A 14617-nucleotide genomic window follows, 5' to 3' on the forward strand; every position below is an offset into this window, starting at 1 on the left:
GGGCGGAAGGGGCCGGCAGCCTCGCCGCATCGAACGGATAAGCCCGCAAAGCTAAAGCCAAAGCCAAGACCAAAAAATCATCGTCCCCGGGGGGATTCCATGAAGCCCCCAAAAAAAGACCGCGACCAGCCCATCGCCAGCCGCGGCCAAGCGGGAAGCTCACTGCTGCAGCACGCTGGCCTGGTTCCCAGTACCAAACTGCTGAACGGTAGCGTTCATATTCATACCGCTCTGGTCCACCGTAGCCTGGTTGGCCGTCCCGCCCTGGGTCACGTAGGCGACATTGACCCCATCAGTCTGTTTGATGCTCGCCTCGTTGCCCTGCCCATAAAGCTGCCAGGTGTAGCTCTGGTTACCGCTGCCGCTCTGGTCGAGGGTCACGCTGTTGCCACTGCCGGTACTGCTGCCGGTGGCGTAGTTGAGCGTGCCGCGCTGGTCGGCGATCAGCAGGTTGTCGCTGCCGTTCTGCTCGAAATACAGCTCATTGTTGCTGTCAGCCTGGTCGATCCGCGCTTCGTTGTCCGTGCCGTTCTGGTTGAGGCGGGCCAACTGGTTGCCGCCGTTCTGGGTCAGGTTGGCGCTGTTGCCGCTGCCGTTCTGGTTGAGCTGGGCCCGTTGCTGGGTGCCGAACTGGCCGCCCAGGCGCTCGCCTTTCCAGTTGCTGGCGAGAATGCGGTTGCCACTGCCGGTGGAGTTGACGCTGAGCTGGTGGCCGTCGCCGCTCTGGTAGCTGAAGCCGACGTTGCCTGAACCGGTCTGGTACAGGGTCGCCACCGATTGCAGCGATTCGAACTGATCGACATAGAAGGCGTTGAGGTCGCCGGCCTGGATCACGCTGGCCTGGTTGCTTTCACCGAAGGTCTGGTCGACCACGGTTTCGTTGGTCTGGCCGTACTGGGCGACGTTGGCCTGGCTGGAAACCTGGGTGTCCTGCCAGACCTGCACGCTGTTCCAGCCGCCGCTCTGGCCGATATTGACCTCGCCACCTTGCCCCGAACTCTGCTCGCCGTAGGCCCAGTTGCCTTCGCCAGACTGCTGGATAGTGATCTGGCCGTTCTCGTGAAGCATGTGTTCGGCGGCGCTGTAGTTGTCATTGCCCTGTTGCAGGGTTTGCGACTGGTTGGCGACGCCGCCGAACAGTTGCTCGGCGAAGGCGCTGTTGCCGGCGCCGAACTGCTGGGTCACGGCCTGGCTACCTTCCTGGGTGTCCTGGTAGATGAAGGCGAAGTTGCCGCTGCCGGACTGGATCTGGGTCGCCTGGTTCTCGTAGCCGATCGACTGGCTGGCGTGGGTGGTGTTGAGGCTGCCGGTCTGCTGCTGGTTGATCTGGCTGCCGGATTCGTACAACTGCTCGGCGTAGCCGGCGTTGTAGTCGCCCAGGTGCTGCTGCAGGATTTGCGCGGTGGCGCCGTCCTGCAGACTGGCGGCGTTGTTGCCCAGGCCGGTTTGCTGCTGGTTGCTGGTGCTGTTGGGTGCGGCGAGTTGTTTGACCTCGGCGATGTTCTCGGTGCCGAGCTGGTTCTGGTTCGACACGCTGTCATCGGCCATGACCTGGCCGGCAAGCGCCAGGACAATGGCGGCGCTTAGGGGAGCGAGCTTGAACATGGTGATGCCTCCAGGGTTTAGCGGTATTGGTTGACGGACACGTTCTGGCCATTGCCGGCCTGGATCACCGTGCTGGAGAGCCCGGTGCCGGTCTGCTGGATGGTCGCGCTGTTGCTGTTGCCGGCCTGGGAAATCTCGGCGCGGTTGTGGCTGCCGTTCTGCACGATGGCCGCCTGGTTGCCCTGGCCCTGCTGGCTGATGGCAGCCATCAGGTCGGCGCCCTGTTGCAGGATCCAGGCTTCCTGGGCGCTACCGGACTGGACGATGGTGCCCAGCAGGTTCTGCCCGTTCTGGTCCACGGCGGCGCGGTTGGCCTGGCCGTGTTGCTCGATCAGCGCATGCTGGCCTGACGGGGCCATCTGCGGCAGCAGCGACTCGCCAAGGTCGACGCCGGGGGCCAGGTCGGCGTTGTCCATCAGGTCGTCGGCCTGCGTGGCCTGGCCGAGCAGGGCCAGGCACAGCAGCAGTGGGGTCAGGCGCGGCATGCGGCGATCCTCCTTGTTACTGCACGACAACCGGGACGGTACGCACCGTGCCCTGGCTGCTGCGAATCGTGGCGGTCGGGTTGGCGGTCGGCACGACGGTGGTGCTGTTGGCCACCACCAGCCGCCAGCGTCCGGTCACCGGCACCGTGGTGGTACCGAGGGTCACCAGGCCGCTCGGCGTGGTCACTTGCACGGTGATGGTGTTGCCGGTGGTCACCGAGGACGTGCCCGAGATATCCCAGTTGAAGCGGTTGTTGGAGCGGGCCTGGACCACCGCGGCGGTGACCGCGAAGGTTTCCTGGGCCGGCCGTGGCGACACTTGCACGCTCACCGTCGCCTGCCCCGACAGCGCCCCCAGCGAATCGCGGATGGCGTAGCTGAAGCTGGTGCTGAACGCGCTGGTGACCGTGGCCGGTGGCGTGTAGGTGACCTGGTTGCCGGTGATCGCCACGCTGCCGCGCCCGGCGGGTGGCTGGGTGACGCTGGCGATGTCCAGCGGCAGGTTGCCTTCCGGGTCGCCGTCGTTGGCCAGTACGTCGATAGCCAGTGGCACGCCGAGGGTGGCGACGCTGTCGTTGACCGGCACCGGCGGCTGATTCGGCGCGACCGTGACGGTCACCGTCGCCACCGCCGATTTCAGGCCTTTGTTGTCCTGGGCGCGGTAGCTGAAGGTGGCCTGCATCGGCGCGTTGACCACGGCGGGCGGGGTGTAGGTCACCGAGGTGCTGCCATTCAACGCCACCGTGCCCTGGCCGTTGGCCGGCTGGGTGAGGTCGGCGACGCTCAGCGGCAGGTCACCGTCCGGGTCGCTGTCGTTGGCCACCAGATTGAGGGTCAACGGCACGCCGAAGCTGGTGCTGCCGCTGTCGGCCACCGCTATCGGCGCCTGATTGGCCACCGGCGCCGGCGCGCTGCCGAGCACCTGTACCGGTTCGCTGTCGCTGCCGCCGGCGGCGGACTTGATGGTCACGCTGGCCGGCGGTTGCGCCAGGTCGTTGACCGTCAGGGTCTGCACCGTGCCCGACTTGGACAGGCGCCCGTAGCCCTGGGCCACCAGATCCGGCACCAGCACTTCGTCGCTGGAGCTGGCCTGCAGGGTCAGGCGTTTGTTGGCCCAGTCATAGCGCGCGGTCTGGATCTTCACCACGTCACTGAGCTTGCTCGACAGCGAGGTCGGCCGGGTCGCGCCGGTCGGGCTGCTGGCGGTCAGCACCACCACGGCAGGCGGCGCGCCGGGCAGCAGCCGTTGGGCGAAGAACAGGCCATTGTTGTCCGCGAGCAGGTTGTACTGGCAGGGCGACGGCGGCGTGCCGGGTACCAGTGCGACGCTTTCGCGCAGGCACAGGCTGGCGCTGTTGGCGGAGCGGGCGAACACTTCGACGCGGCTGCCGGCGGCGGTACGCCGGTAGGTGGCGCGGTCCAGTTCGGCGGCGGTCTGGGTGCGGGCGTCCAGCACTTTGCCGGAGACGCTGAACAGGTTGGTCTGGATCGTCCCGGCCGGGCCCTGGATACGCACGAAGTTGGTGTTGTTGGGGCTGCCGGTCACCGCTTCGGTGAGATTCGGGTCGCCGATATAGGTTTCCGACGCCCCGGTGTCCGGGTTGATCTCGGTATACGGCCCGTTGACGCTGCGCAGGAACGGCCCGAGCGCGCCGTTCAAGGCGCCGCTGAAATCGCCCGGCGCGCCGATGCCGATATCGCGGGTGATGTTGATCGCGCGGCGTCCGCCGCTGGCCACGGTGACGGTTTCGACGCCGTAGGGGTGGGTCACGGTGTAGGTGCCAGCGGTGGGCACCGAGGCGCGGATGCGGATGCGGGCGAAGCTCTGCTGGTCGCCGTCCACCGGGTTCTCGGCGGCGAAGGCGGCTTCGATACCGGCGACGTAGACCTCCAGTTCATAACCGCTGTTGCCCACGGCGGGAATCGAGGTCTCGGCCAGGAACCAGAACATCTCCGGCGGCCAGTTGTCGGGGAACACCAGCGGCAGGGCGTCGTCGTAGATGCCCGGCTCAGGGAGTAGCGTGCACATGTAGTTGGGCGGGGTGGCCGCCGGCAGCCGCGAACTGGCGGCGCGCGACTGGCACAGCTCCAGCGACAGGTCGCCGTCGTCCTGGTACCACATCGGGTAGCGCCCGGTGGCCAGGGTGTAGGGGCCGGGATCGACCGCGGCGAGTCCGGCCCAGGCGCTGTTGCCGAGGGTCAGGGTGAGTCCGGCGGCACACAGCGCCAGGCGGGGCCATCTGTTCATGTTGCCTCCTGCGGCGGGTCTTGGCGTGAATGCGTTCATGGCAGGATCACCACTTCTTCGCTGTCGCTGCCGCCATTGCTGCTGGTGACCGTGACGGTCGCTGGCGGAATCGGCGACAGGCCGGTGGTCAGGGTTTTCACCGCGCCTTCGCCACCCAGCGCACCGATGGCGGCGCCATGGCCGGTGTGGGCGGTGAGGGTGGGTGGGGTGATTTCATCGCTGGTCGCGGCAATCAGGGTCAGTTGCCCGGAGCCGAGGCTGTACTCGGCGCGCTGGATCGTGACCAGGTCCACCAGCGGCAGGCTGGCAGTGCTCGGCGTACTGCTGGGGATCGCCGGGGTGTTGTCGGCCGCCACGGTGAGCAGCGCCGGCAGGGTCGGGTTGAGCGCCGACTGCGCATACCAGGCGCCGGTGTGGTTGGCCTCGCTCAGCGGCAGGTTGGGGCTCTGGCTGGTCAGGGTGACCGTGGCCGGCTGCGGCGGGGCCTGGACGAACACGTCCTGCTGGGCCACCGCGTTGCCGTTGACCGTGCGCCGCGAGTAGGTGCTGCGCTGCGGGATCAGCGGTGTCGGCCGGTTGACGCTGGACAGCTTGCCGGACACCGAGAACACCTCGGTGCGCAGGTCCAGGCCGTTGGGCCCTTCGATGCGCACGTAGTTGGTGTTGAACGGGCTGCCGGTGACGGCTTCTTCCAGATTCGGGTCGCCGATGTAGCGCTCGCTGGCGCCGGTCAGCGGGTTGGTTTCGCTGTAGGGGCCGTTGACGCTGCGCAGGAACGGTCCGACATCGCCTTTCAGCGCGCCATTGTAGGTCTGCGGCGCGCCGATGCCGATATCCCGGGTCATGTTGATCGCCCGGCGTCCGGCGACGGGCACATCGAACACATCGACGCCGTAGGGATGGGTGATCACGTAGGTGCCCGGCGCGGCCACATCGACGCGGATGCGCACCCGGGCAAAGCTGACCTGATCGCCGTCCACCGGTTCTTCGGCGGCAAAGGCGGCTTCGATCGCCGTGCCGAAGCTCAGGTCGATACCGCGGGCGGCATCGACCAGGGCAGCATCGGCGGTGAACCAGAAGGCCTCATCGGGGAAGTTGCTGGGGAAATTGATCGCCTGGGTGTCGTCGAACACCCCGGGGGTGGGCAGCAGGGTGCACATGTACGAAGGCGCCGCGGCGGTGCCGGGCACCCGCGAGCTGACGGCCTTGGACAGGCACAGGTCGAGGACCCGACCATGGCTGTCCTGATACCAGGCGGCGAAACCGCCGGTGGCATGCAGATAAGGGCCTGGGTCGACATCGAACAGCGCCGCCTGGGCGGGCGCCTGGAGCAGGCCGGCCAGAACCAGCAAAGCCAGCGGATGGGGCGTTGGACGGTGCATGAGCGTATTCCTCTTGCAAGCGGGCCCAGGAAATTGGGTCGTCTGCACGAGCATCGGCAACATCCGTACCAGCGCGGCGAAAGCCTTGCCAGGCTTGGCCTGCAGCGGATTTCCCCGGTTTTCCCCACTGCCGTCTGGCGGGGCACTGGCCCCAGCATTGGGGAATGTGGCGTGGGGCAGATTCCGCATTCATGGCATTGCGCTATACCTAAAGGCATCCGCCCGGGGATTCGCCATGACCCTGCAGCCGCCTGCCGCCCAATCGCTGGAAACTGCCGCCCTCGACGGCGACGGCGAGCGCCCGGCATTCAACCTGCTGCGCTGGTACGCGGTGGTGAGCCTGGCGGTGATTCTCAGCGTGGCGATCGGCCTCGGGCTGGTGTCCAGCCGCTTCATCATCAACGAGAGTGTCGAGCGCGACGCGTTGCTTACCGCGCAGTTCATCCAATCCATCGCCGAGGCGGAGGTGCGCCACGTCGCGGTGCCGAATATCCGCACCATGGGCGAATTGCTCGACCCGCGGCTGGACGCCTCGTTCAGCGACGTCCCGGCGCAGGTCCGGCAGATGGCCCGTTGGGAATTCCTCGACCATATCGCCCACCTGCCGGACATGCTCCTGGCCAATATCTACGCGCCGGACCGCATGGTGATCTGGTCCAGCAACCCGGCGCTGGTGGGGCGCATGATCGAGTCCGATGACGACCTGGAGCGGGCCTTCGACTACAAGATGCGCGTCTCGGCCAGCTACCACGACATCGACGACGCCCGTTCCGAACAGAAATTCCTGGTGCCGCCGCAGCGCCTGTTCATCGAAAACTACATCCCCTTGTTCGACACCAGCGGCGAGCAAGTCACCGCCATGGTGGAAATCTACAAGGAGCCCCGCGACCTGATCGCGCGGATCGAGCGTGGTTTGCTGATGCTTTGGCTCGGCACCGCGCTGGGTGCCACGGTGGTCTACTGCGGGCTGTTCCTGATCGTGCGGCGTGCGGCCAGGGTGCTGGCGGCGCAGCACAAGCAACTGGTGAACAACGAAACCTACGTCGCGCTGGGCGAGATGTCCTCGGCGGTGGCCCACAGCCTGCGCAACCCGCTGGCGAGCATCCGCTCCAGCGCCGAGCTGGCCCAGGAATTCGATGACGGCGCGGCGCGGAAAAACATCGACGACATCATTGGCCAGGTTGATCGCATGTCGCACTGGGTCCGCGAACTGCTGCAATCGCTGCGCCCGCTCAGCGACGAGGCCGAGCCGGTGGCGCTGGACGGCATCCTGCGCGAATGCCTGCAGGCGCATGCCGCGCAGATCATCCGGGCACGGGTCGAGGTGGAACTGGACGACCTGAGCGGCATTCGCGTGCTGGGCCAGCCGGTGATGCTGGCGCAGGTGTTCAACAGTTTGATCAGCAACGCCCTGGAAGCCATGCCCGAGGGCGGGCGGTTCAGCGTGCGGGTGCAGGCCCGCACGCGGCGCTTGGTAAGCATCCGTCTGGCCGATACCGGCAAGGGCATGAGCAGCCAGCAAATGCGCATGGCCTTCAAGCCGTTCTTCACCACCAAGCGCGGTGGGCTGGGGGTGGGGTTGGTGCTGGTGCGGCGGATTGTCGAGCGCTTTGGCGGAACGGTGAAGCTTGGCAGTCGTGAGGGGCAGGGCACGTGGGTGACGGTGGCGTTGCGGCGGGTGAAGGCGTGATTTCTGAGGCCTGTCCCTGAACCCCTTGTTCGCGATGACCCCACCGGCCCCATCGCGAGCAAGCTCGCTCCTACAGGGTTCAGGGGGCAGGGATTCAGGGATTCAGGGAGTGGGGGCGGAGAGGGGCGGAAAGGCGAAATGGCATCACCGTGCGTCGCGTAGGCGGCACGGCTGACTCACGCCACGGACGGGCTGGGCTATAAGTTCCTGACACGGGCATCCTGCGAGGAAGCGGTCCGATGGTGCTGAACAGCGATGACGCGGCCGTTTCCGGCCAGCCCGATGCACGCCTTGCCCGGAATCAGCAGCCGTTCAATCTGCTGCGCTGGTTTTCCCTGGTCAGCCTGTTGATCATCGCTTCGGTGGCCGCCGCGCTGGGCTATGTCTCCACCCGCTTCGTGGTCAACGACAGCGTCGAGCGCGACGCGATGCTCACCGCCCAGTTCATCCAGGCCATGGCCCAGGCCGAGGTGCGCCATGCGCGCATCCCCGCGAGCGTGACCATGGGCGAGCTGCTCGACCCGCGGCTGGACGCCCTGCACCCGGGCCTGGAGGCGTCGGTGGTGGCAGATGCGCGGATCGAATTCCTCGATCATGTCGAGCACCTGCCTGACACGCTGCTGGCGAATGTCTACGCGCTGGACCGGACCATCGTCTGGTCGACCAATCCGCAACTGATCGGCCGCAAGATCGAGGGCGATGATGACCTCGATGAATCCTTCGCCTCGCGCACGCCGGTCTCGGCCAGCTACCACAAGGCCGCCGAGGAGCGCGAGGAACAGCAGTTCGAGCGCGAGCCGCGTTACCTGTTCATCGAAAACTACATCCCGATGTTCGACGCCTCGGGCACCCAGGTGGTGTCGATGGTCGAGGTGTACAAGGAGCCCCAGGATCTGGTGCGGCGGATCCAGCGCGGCTACGTGCTGATCTGGAGCAGCAGCATCATCGGCGGCGTGCTGATCTACCTCGGGCTGTTCTGGATTGTCCGTCGCGGCGCCGCCATGCTCGCCTCGCAGCAGCGCCGGCTGGTGGTCAGCGAGACCTTCGCCGCGCTCGGCGAAATGTCCTCGGCGGTGGCCCACAGCCTGCGCAACCCGCTGGCGACCATCCGTTCCAGCGCCGAACTGGCCCATGAGGTTGCCAGCGAGCCGGCGCAGAAGAACATCGCCGACATCATCGGCCAGGTCGATCGCATGTCGCGCTGGGTGCGCGAGTTGCTGGTGTCGCTGCGCCCGGCCAGCGACGAGGCCGAGGCGGTGGACCTGCTGGGCGCCATCGACGATGCCCTGGCCAGTTTCGCCGGGCAGATCGAGCGTTCGCGGGTCGAGGTGCGGGTCGACACGCCCGCCGCCGCCAGTGTGTCGATCCAGCCGATGCTGCTGACGCAGATCCTCAACAGCCTGTTCGCCAACGCCCTCGAAGCCATGCCCAAGGGCGGTCGGCTGGGCATCGAGGTGAGCCCGGAGCAGGGCGGGCGGCAGTGGCGGATGGTTGTGAGCGACAGCGGCAAGGGCATGAGCCAGCAACAGGAGCGGATGGTCTTCAAGCCGTTTTTCACCACCAAGCAGGGCGGCCTCGGGGTCGGCCTGGTACTGGTCAAACGCATCATGGAACGATTCGGTGGTTCGGTCAGCCTGACCAGCCGTGAGGAGGAAGGAACCCGTGTCAGCCTGATTTTCAATGTTGCCGGAGGGGACCATGGAACACAGCATCCTGCTGGTCGAGGACGATGAACTCCTTGCGCAGAACATCCAGACCTACCTTGAGCGCAAGCAGTTCGAGGTGACCGTTTGCCACAGCGCCGAAGACGCTCTGGAGCGTTTGCAGCATATCCAGCCCGACGCGGTGCTGACCGACAACTCGCTGCCGGGGATGAACGGCCACGAGTTGCTGCGCACCCTGGTCGCCCAGGCCCCGGAGCTGAAAGTCATCATGATGACCGGCTACGGCAACGTCGAAGACGCGGTGGCGGCGATGAAGGAGGGCGCCTTTCACTACCTGACCAAACCGGTGGCGCTGGCCGAGCTCAAGCTGATGCTGGACAAGGCCCTGGCCACCGAACGGATGGAGCGAACCCTGTCGTTCTATCAGGAGCGCGAGGCGTCGAAATCGGGAATCCAGGCGTTGATCGGCGAGTCGCCGGCGATGCTTGGGCTCAAGCACACGGTGCGGCAGTTGCTCGATGCCGAACAGCGCATGACCGGCGGCGACCTGCCGCCCGTGCTGGTGGAAGGCGAGACCGGCACCGGCAAGGAACTGGTGGCCCGCGCCCTGCATTTCGACGGGCCGCGCAGCAAAGGGCCGTTTATCGAGTTCAACTGCGCCTCGATTCCGGCCAACCTGCTGGAAGCCGAGCTGTTCGGCCATGAGAAAGGCGCCTTCACCGATGCCCGCGAGCGGCGGGTCGGCCTCGTCGAGGCGGCGGACGGCGGCACGCTGTTTCTCGACGAGATCGGCGAAATGGACCTGCTGCTGCAGGCCAAGCTGCTGAAACTGCTGGAAGACCGCACCATCCGCCGTATCGGTGCGGTCAAGGAGCGCAAGGTCAACCTGCGGATCATCAGCGCCACCAACTGCAACCTGGAGCAGATGGTGCAGCAGGGCAAATTCCGCCGTGACCTGTTCTTTCGCCTGCGGATCATCTCGATCAAGGTGCCGCGGCTGTATGACCGTGGCGAAGACATCCTGATTCTGGCCCGGCATTTCCTCGCCCAGCACGCCAAGCGCTACGGCAAGGGGCCGTTGCGTTTCAGTGTGGAAGCCGAGGACCTGATGCTCAGTTACGGCTGGCCGGGGAACGTGCGCGAGCTGCGTAATATGCTGGAGCAGACGGTGTTGCTGACGGGTAGCGAGGTGATCGGCCCGCAGCAACTGAATGTCTGCCCGAGCCTGGTGGAAGAGCCGCTGGCGATGCCCACGGCGCCGAGCTTCACTGCGCGGCCGCCGGCGGATCCGCTGGAGTCGATGAACCTGCCGGAAGTGGAGCGCGACATGGTGCGCAAGATGCTCGACCGCACCGACTGGAATGTCACCAAGTCGGCGCGGCTGCTGGGGTTGAGCCGGGACATGTTGCGTTACCGGATCGAAAAACTGGGGCTGACCCGGCCGGACAAGCGGCAGTGGTGAGGTGAGCCGGTTTCGCGGCTTTCGCGAGCCAGTTCGCTCCTACCGAAGAGCCGGACCCTCACTGCCCGCTACCAGACCCACCGCCACCGGTATTGCTGCCACCGGTTCCGTTGATCCCGCCTTTCCCCACGCCGTTTTCCGCACCGGTGCCGTCGATGGCATTGGGTTTGCTACGGTCGGTGCCGTCGGTGGTCGCGCCACCCTGGCGTCCTGGGTCGCTGCCCTGGGTGCGCGGGTCGGTGCCGTTGGGCATCGGCACGTCAGTGGCGTTGGCGCCGGCGCCAGAAGACGGCGGGTTGGGATTGGTCGGCCCGTTGTCGGCCAGGGCATGGGTGCCGAGCAGGGCGCTGAACAGCAGTACGGCAAAGGCAGAACGCTTCATGGTCAAACTCCTTTTCGCGGGGATACCTGGTATTGGGCCGTGCCCTCGCATGAGGGTGCGATCCGGATACTCCCCGCGGCGACCAGCGGCGCTTACTCGCGCCCGCGCATGAAAAAGCCCGCCACGTACTTGCGGAAGGTTTCGAGGCTCTTGAAGTCGGCATAGCGGCGGAAATTCTCCACCTCCGGCTCCGGCCCCAGCGGCTGCTCGGTCAGGGACACCGAGAGCACCCGGTCCTGGTCGGAACTGAGCAGCAGTTCGTCCATCACCTGGCCGCCGATCACCGGCCTGCGCATGATCACCCGCACACCCTTGCTGGCCATCCAGTCGATCAGCGAGACGAGCATTTTCAGCGGCTCGCGCTCTTCATCGCGGTACACCGGGAACAGATGGCCGCGGGACAGCACCGGCACGCTGGCGACATGGATCAGTTCGTAGAAATGGCTGCCGGCGCTGGCCGGCGAGTAGATCGCCAGGGCCAGCAGCGGGCCGGGCGTGCGGCTGCCGCCCCAGAGCAGGTGGTGGCCCTGGAAGTCGAAGCCGTCTTCGCTGCGCTCGTTGTAGACCTTGCGCGCCTTGATCTGGCTGACGCAGTCCAGCAACAGGCCGTGGCGGCGATGGTTGCCGAACACCGTGGATTCCCGCAGGCGCGCCTTGAGCATCATCATGTGCTTCATGTCGAGGCGGGTTTCCAGGTAGTTGCTGGCCGGCACCCGGTCAATCAGCGGGTAACGCCCGGCCACGCCGCGCAGCTCGGCGAACTGGCCGGTGAGGTCTTTTTTCAGGTGGGTGGCGTAGACGTTAAGGCCGCTGGCCTCGATCAGGGTCAGCAGCAGCGACAGCAGGCGGTGCTGCTCGCGCTTGTCGCCGGCGCCGGCGCTGCCGGACTCATCGCTGGCGGCGCGGCGAAAATCGCCAATCAGCCGCAGCGGCGTGTCCGGCGCCAGCCAGGCGGCGGGCGGGGTGTCCTGGGCGTCGGTGTCGCCGGCCTCGCGCTCGTCCTTGCTGAACGGGCAGTCAGCGGCGTGCTCGGCGGTGCCGGGGTTGTTCTTGAGGAACAGCGTGCCGGTGTGGCTGTTGAGAGTGACATTGAGCACCGGCATGGCTTTGGCCTGACAGTCACAGGCCAGCCAGTGACCGGCGGCGCGGACCTTAATCAGCAACTGGTTGGCCTGCAACAGGCGCGGGCCTTCCAGGGTGCCGCGGTTGAAACCGCGCAGAAGATCGTCTTCAGCGGGAGTGAGGGTGCGCACCAGGGTGGCGCTTTTTTCGATTATTCGCATTGCCCATTCCATGAGGGACTGCTTTGCAGCCCATCGCGCCGAACCGTCGCGATGGGCCGCTGAAGCGGTCCCGGCACACTATCAAAAAGCCGGCGATCAGCCACCAAACAACTTGGCTGCCCGGGCCCGGATTTCTTCCACCGAGAGGTCTTCCTTGTGGGTGGAAATGAACCACAGGTTACCGAACGGATCCTTCAAGGTGCCACTACGGTCGCCGTAAAACTGGTCCTGCACCGGATTGACCTCGGTGGCCCCGGCCTTGATCGCCTGGGCGTAACGGGCGTCGACGTCTTCGACGTAGAGGTGCAGCCCCACGGAAACACCGGGTTGCGACTGGCTGCTGACCAGTGCGGCCTGGTCGCAGGGCTCGGCGAGCATGATCGACGAGTCGCCGATCTTCAGCTCTGCGTGGCCGATGCGGCCGTCCGGGCCTTCGAGACGGAACATCTCGACGGCGCCGAAGGCGGCCTTGTAGAAATCGATGGCTTTATGCGCGTCCTTGATGCCCAGATACGGCGTGATGCTGTGGGCACCTTCGGGAATGGGTTTTGCGGTCATTGCGTGTTCCTCCTGTAGCCACTGCCAACGGAGCACCCGGGCACGATGCCCGGGCGTATCGCTGTATGTTTGTACAGGAATGGCAAAAGCGCAAATCCGTCGCCGCTTGCGCGGGACGGATGGCATGCGACGCGCCGAACGGTCTTCAGAAGATGTAATCGGTGGTCAGGAAACTCGACTGGCGGTTGCGGATGATTTCGCTGATCAACTGCTTGTTGCTGTCCTGGAAGCGGGTGGCCACCAGCGTGCGGATGGAGAACACCCGCAGTGCATCGTGGACCGACAGGGTGCCTTCGGCGGAGTTCTTGCGGCCATTGAACGGGAACGTGTCGGGGCTGCGCTGGCATTGGGCGTTGATGTTGATCCGCCCGACCTGGTTGGCGAAGGTGTCCACCAGCCGGCCGATCGCTTCCGGGTCATTGCCGAACAGGCTCAGTTGCTGGCCGAAGTCCGAATCGAGCACGTAGTCCACCACCGTTTGCAGGTCGCTATACGGCACCACGGGCACCACCGGGCCAAACTGCTCTTCGTGGTAGACGCGCATCGCCGGGTTCACCGGGTAGAGCAGCGCCGGATAGAAGAACGAACCACGGCTCTGCCCGCCACCGGGGTTGAGCACCTGCGCGCCCTGGCTGACGGCGTCGCTGACCAGGCCATTGAGGTAATCGATCTTGCCCGGCTCCGGCAGCGGCGTCAGTGCCACGCCCGGGGTCCAGGGCATGCCGGGCTTGAGGGCGGCGAGTTTGGCCTGGAATTTTTCCAGGAAGTTGTCCACTACTTGTTCGTGGACGAAGAGGATCTTCAGCGCGGTGCAGCGCTGGCCGTTGAACGACAGCGCGCCGGTAATGGACTCGCTGACCGCGTTGTCGAGGTCGGCGTCGGGCAAGACGATGCCCGGGTTCTTCGCGTCCAGGCCGAGGGCGGCGCGCAGGCGGTGCGGGCGCGGGTGGAGTTTTTTCAGGTCGCTGGCGGCCTTGTTGGTGCCGATGAAGGCGAACACGTCGATCTTGCCGCTGGCCATCAGCGCGCTGACGGTCTCGCGGCCACGGCCATAGATGACGTTGATCACCCCGGCCGGGAAGCTGTCGCGGAAGGCTTCGAGCAGCGGCCGGATCAGCAGGACGCCGAACTTGGCCGGTTTGAACACCACGGTGTTGCCCATGATCAGCGCCGGGATCAGGGTGGTGAAGGTCTCGTTCAGCGGATAGTTGTAAGGGCCCATGCACAGCGCCACGCCCAGCGGGGTGCGGCGGATCTGGCCGAGGGTGTCCTGTTCCAGTTCGAAGCGGCTGGAGCGGCGGTCCAGTTCCTTGAGCGCGCCGATGGTGTCGACGATGTAATCGCAGGTGCGGTCGAATTCTTTTTCGGCGTCCTTGAGGTTCTTGCCGATTTCCCACATCAGCAGCTTGATCACCGCCTCGCGTTGCAAGCGCATGCGTCCGAGGAACCCTTCGACATGGCGGATGCGCTCGGCCACGCGCATCGTCGGCCAGGCGCCGCGGCCTTTGTCGTAGGCATGCACGGCGGCGTCCAGGGCGGTGAGGGCGGTGTCGGCATCGAGCAGCGGCGCGCTGCCCAGCAGCACCTGGCGCTCTTCATCGCCTTCGCGCAGCCACACCGGGCTGCGCACCGTGGCCAGCGGGCCGTCCCAGCGGCGCAATTCGCCGTTGACCAGGTAATCGCGCTGCTCCAGCGGCTCACCCAGGCGGTACGCCTCGGGAATCTCCTCGGTAGTGGGAAACAGCGTATCCAGCAGACGATCCATGGCACGACACCTCTTTGTTCTTCGAATGGTGAAACAGATAGATGAAACGTTTCAGTCGAGAATAAACCCGCGCCGCAAAAAAAAGCCAGCCCG

11 protein-coding genes are annotated in these 14617 nt (G+C 65.9%); 3 read left to right on the top strand and 8 right to left on the bottom strand.

What is annotated here, in order from left to right:
* Positions 1-159: 159 nt before the first annotated feature.
* Genes NTD82_RS03545 through NTD82_RS03560 form a run of 4 tightly spaced genes read right to left on the bottom strand, consistent with a single transcriptional unit; the run spans position 160 to position 5720 of the window.
* Complete coding sequence (locus NTD82_RS03545) at positions 160-1605, bottom strand: curlin (protein WP_262127759.1); 1446 nt, start codon at positions 1603-1605, stop codon at positions 160-162.
* Between the two features lie 17 nt (positions 1606-1622).
* Positions 1623-2090, bottom strand: a complete 468-nt coding sequence (locus NTD82_RS03550; protein ID WP_262127760.1) for a curlin — start codon at positions 2088-2090, stop codon at positions 1623-1625.
* 16 nt (positions 2091-2106) lie between these two features.
* Positions 2107-4338: an Ig-like domain-containing protein gene (locus NTD82_RS03555; RefSeq protein WP_262127761.1), complete on the bottom strand. Its 2232-nt coding sequence runs from the start codon at positions 4336-4338 to the stop codon at positions 2107-2109.
* A gap of 35 nt (positions 4339-4373) precedes the next feature.
* On the bottom strand, positions 4374-5720 hold the full coding sequence (locus NTD82_RS03560) for a hypothetical protein (RefSeq protein WP_262127762.1): 1347 nt from the start codon (positions 5718-5720) through the stop codon (positions 4374-4376).
* A 235-nt stretch (positions 5721-5955) separates the two neighbouring features.
* Here NTD82_RS03560 and NTD82_RS03565 point away from each other — a divergent pair, with 235 nt between their 5' ends.
* From NTD82_RS03565 to NTD82_RS03575, 3 genes are all read left to right on the top strand, one after another.
* Positions 5956-7410: an ATP-binding protein gene (locus NTD82_RS03565; RefSeq protein ID WP_262127763.1), complete on the top strand. Its 1455-nt coding sequence runs from the start codon at positions 5956-5958 to the stop codon at positions 7408-7410.
* A gap of 239 nt (positions 7411-7649) precedes the next feature.
* Positions 7650-9143, top strand: coding sequence for an ATP-binding protein (locus NTD82_RS03570; RefSeq protein ID WP_262127764.1), 1494 nt, complete (start codon positions 7650-7652; stop codon positions 9141-9143).
* Positions 9109-10536, top strand: coding sequence for a sigma-54-dependent transcriptional regulator (locus tag NTD82_RS03575; protein WP_262127765.1), 1428 nt, complete (start codon positions 9109-9111; stop codon positions 10534-10536). Before NTD82_RS03570 ends, NTD82_RS03575 begins: the two co-directional genes overlap by 35 nt.
* Positions 10537-10594: 58 nt before the next feature.
* Here the strand turns inward: NTD82_RS03575 and NTD82_RS03580 are convergent, their stop codons facing one another.
* The 4 genes from NTD82_RS03580 to NTD82_RS03595 form a co-directional block, all read right to left on the bottom strand.
* Positions 10595-10918, bottom strand: coding sequence for a hypothetical protein (locus NTD82_RS03580; protein WP_095153523.1), 324 nt, complete (start codon positions 10916-10918; stop codon positions 10595-10597).
* A gap of 92 nt (positions 10919-11010) precedes the next feature.
* Complete coding sequence (locus NTD82_RS03585; protein WP_262127766.1) at positions 11011-12201, bottom strand: hypothetical protein; 1191 nt, start codon at positions 12199-12201, stop codon at positions 11011-11013.
* Positions 12202-12297: 96 nt separating this feature from the next.
* On the bottom strand, positions 12298-12759 hold the full coding sequence (locus NTD82_RS03590; protein ID WP_095153521.1) for a VOC family protein: 462 nt from the start codon (positions 12757-12759) through the stop codon (positions 12298-12300).
* A gap of 145 nt (positions 12760-12904) precedes the next feature.
* On the bottom strand, positions 12905-14524 hold the full coding sequence (locus NTD82_RS03595) for an NADP-dependent glyceraldehyde-3-phosphate dehydrogenase (protein ID WP_262127767.1): 1620 nt from the start codon (positions 14522-14524) through the stop codon (positions 12905-12907).
* Positions 14525-14617: the final 93 nt, after the last annotated feature.

This window comes from Pseudomonas sp. 5P_5.1_Bac1 (genome assembly GCF_025466015.1).
Lineage (GTDB): Bacteria > Pseudomonadota > Gammaproteobacteria > Pseudomonadales > Pseudomonadaceae > Aquipseudomonas.